Origin of the sequence: Gemmatimonas sp. (genome assembly GCF_044376735.1) — a bacterium.
Lineage (GTDB): Bacteria > Gemmatimonadota > Gemmatimonadetes > Gemmatimonadales > Gemmatimonadaceae > Gemmatimonas.
Genome location: NZ_JBILKJ010000286.1, coordinates 1 through 2,571, shown reverse-complemented (window position 1 = coordinate 2,571; position 2,571 = coordinate 1). Strand labels below are relative to the sequence as shown.

The following is a 2,571-nucleotide window of genomic DNA, read 5'->3' as shown; positions in this document are numbered from 1 at the left end:
CGAATTGGGCAAGTTTCAGAACCTGCCGGGCTATGAAGACAAGGAGTTTGCCGGCTCCCGCGCCGCCGTGTTGCGGGCAAGTCTGCAGTACACGAGTCCGTATTTCCGGCAGCCGATTCGCGCCGGTCGCTTCTTTCTGCCGGCGTTGGCCCCAGGGCTGAGCGTGGGGGTGCAGAGTGGCTGGGCGGATGCCATGACGGATGCGGCGCGTTCGAGCATCGAGCGACTCGGTGCGCCGATCGATTCCACCCTGCTCGCGAGTTGGGCCCCGGTGGCGCGTCCCACCGATGGCATCCGGGCGTCGCTCACGGCGGGGCTCCGCTTTTTCTCGGGTGGCATGTTTGTGGGGGCCACGCGCAAAGTGGACCAGGCGGCACCGTGGAAGGCGTTGATCACGTTCGGACAGCAGTGGTGAGGACGTCGTGTGAACAGCATGACCGCGGATTGCACGGATGACCGCGGATGAGCGCGTGAGTGACCACGCGTGCTCGTCGCCCGCGACGTGTTCATCCGTGGGTGATCCGCGCAATCCGCGGTGACGCTGTTGCGGTTCACGGGATTTCATCAGTACTCGACCCATTCGATCCATGTCGGCAAAACGCACCATCGATCTGCACATCCGCCTCAAGCGGCACGCTGATGGCTCGGCGTCGCTCAGCTGTACGCGTCGCGACGGGTCGGTCACGTGGCAGCGGTTGCATGGACCGACCGCGATGGTGATGCCGGTGCACGATCTCACGCATTTCGCGGTCGAGACTACGCTCGGTTTTCGCCGAGGGTTCTACGGACTGTTGGCTGAGGGGTGGGAGATCACCGACTTCGCCAAGCCGTGGCCGCGCGGGCCGATTCCCGACGAGGCGCTGGTGGTGGAGCTGATCGTAGGGTTCTTCGACGCCGAGCGTCGGCAGGGTGAGGTGATGACCGCGGAAGCCTTTGCGGTGCAGGCGGCGCAGTATGTGGCGTCGCGGGAAGCGGTGGGCAAACCCATACCGGCGGGGCGGTGGCAGCTGTCGGACGACGAACTGGAGCGCGTGCGCTCGCAGCGGGATGAACTGCTGGCGAGATGGGCGGCCGTGCCGGCCGGTGGCGATCTGGACTTGGAATTTGCGTGAGCGTTTCCGTTGCATGAACGGGATGACCGCGCCGTCGAGTAAGCGATAACCGCGTTAGCTTTGGGGGATGCGCACTCATCTCCTCGACTCGCGCCACGGCTTCGCCGGCGACGATCTGATCTTCACGCTCAACGCGGCCGCGCAGCAACGGGCGGCCACGGGGGCGCCGGTTATCAATGCGACAGTCGGTGCACTGCTCGACGACCACGGCAAGCTGGTGGTGCTCGACAGCGTCATGGCGCTCTGGCGTGAACTCACCCCCATGGAGATCGCGCCGTACGCGCCAATCGCCGGTGATCCGGCCTTCCTGCTGGCACTCACGCAGCGGCACTGGCCGCAGCTCACGAGCCCCGGCGTGGCGGTGGCCACGCCCGGTGGATCGGGGGCGCTGGCGCTCACACTCAAGAACTTCGTGGAGCGCGGGCAGGCCATTCTCACCGCCGCTCCCTTCTGGGGTCCGTACGCCACCATCGCCGCCGAAGCCGCGGTGCGACTGGAAACGGCGCCCTATCCCGCCCCCGGCGAAGCGCTCGACGTGGGGGCCTGGGAAGCCAAGGCGCGCGATCTGCTCGAGGAACAGGGGCGACTGCTGGTGTGGCTCAATGACCCGTGCCACAACCCCACCGGTCGCAGTCTGTCGCGCGACGACCGTCGCACGTTGTTGTCGGTGCTGCGCGATATCGCGTCGCAGGGCCCGGTCACGCTGCTGCTGGACTTCGCGTACCTCGACTACGCGCGCAATCCCGACGATGTGCGCGAGGCGCTCGATGACTATGCCGAGTTCGGGGCCGAACAGTCGGTGCTGGTGTGCGCGAGCCTGAGTCTCAGCAAGGCGTTCACGTTGTACGGATCACGTGCCGGTGCGCTGGTGTTTCCGTGGAGCAGCGACGCTGCGCTCAAGGGCGCGTTGGTCTCGAGCTGCCGCGGCACGTGGAGCAACTGCGCCCGTGCCCCCATGAGCGTGCTGCTGCGCATGACCAAGAGCGACGCGGCGCAAGCCGCCTTGGCCGCCGAACACGCGCACTGGCGCGGGGTGCTCACGGAGCGCGTGGCGGCGCTCGACGCCGCGCTCAAGGCCGAGGGACTGCCGGGCGCCCCGTGGGACGGCGGGTTCTTCGTGACGTTGCCTGCGCCGCCGGATCCGTTTGCGGTGTGCGAAGCGCTTCAGGCGGCCGACGTGTTCGTGGTGCCGATGCCCGAGGGGCTGCGGGTGGGCGTATGCGGGATGAAGGCGGCGGATGCTGCTCGGTTTGCGAAGAGTTATGCGGCGGTGATTCGATAGGTCGCGGCTGTCCGCTGATACTCACGTGAGCTTGGAGTTGTGAGTGAGGGTCTCGAGTCATGGGTCACTCACAACCCGACACTCAAACTCGCCACTCCACACTCACGTGAGTGCCGGCCGCAAGCACTCCCTAGTAGCTCCCCCCCAACAGTACAGCATTCGCAAAAATCGGCAGCG

The 2,571-nt window shown here is 66.6% G+C and carries 3 protein-coding genes; all 3 read left to right on the top strand.

The window, feature by feature from the left end; translation table 11 throughout:
* The coding region (locus tag ACIRA7_RS16725) for a hypothetical protein (protein ID WP_396221965.1) at positions 1–415 on the top strand (415 nt) is incomplete at its 5' end.
* Positions 416–587: 172 nt separating this feature from the next.
* Entirely contained in the window at positions 588–1,112 is a 525-nt protein-coding gene (locus ACIRA7_RS16720; protein ID WP_396221964.1) for a hypothetical protein, read from the top strand.
* A gap of 67 nt (positions 1,113–1,179) precedes the next feature.
* Complete coding sequence (locus ACIRA7_RS16715; protein ID WP_396221963.1) at positions 1,180–2,394, top strand: pyridoxal phosphate-dependent aminotransferase; 1,215 nt, start codon at positions 1,180–1,182, stop codon at positions 2,392–2,394.
* Positions 2,395–2,571 lie beyond the last annotated feature (177 nt).

Coding starts and splice junctions, on each gene's coding strand:
- ACIRA7_RS16720 (WP_396221964.1), top strand. CDS start 588: ATGTCGGCAAAACGCACCATCGATCTGCACATCCGCCTCAAGCGGCAC.
- ACIRA7_RS16715 (WP_396221963.1), top strand. CDS start 1,180: ATGCGCACTCATCTCCTCGACTCGCGCCACGGCTTCGCCGGCGACGAT.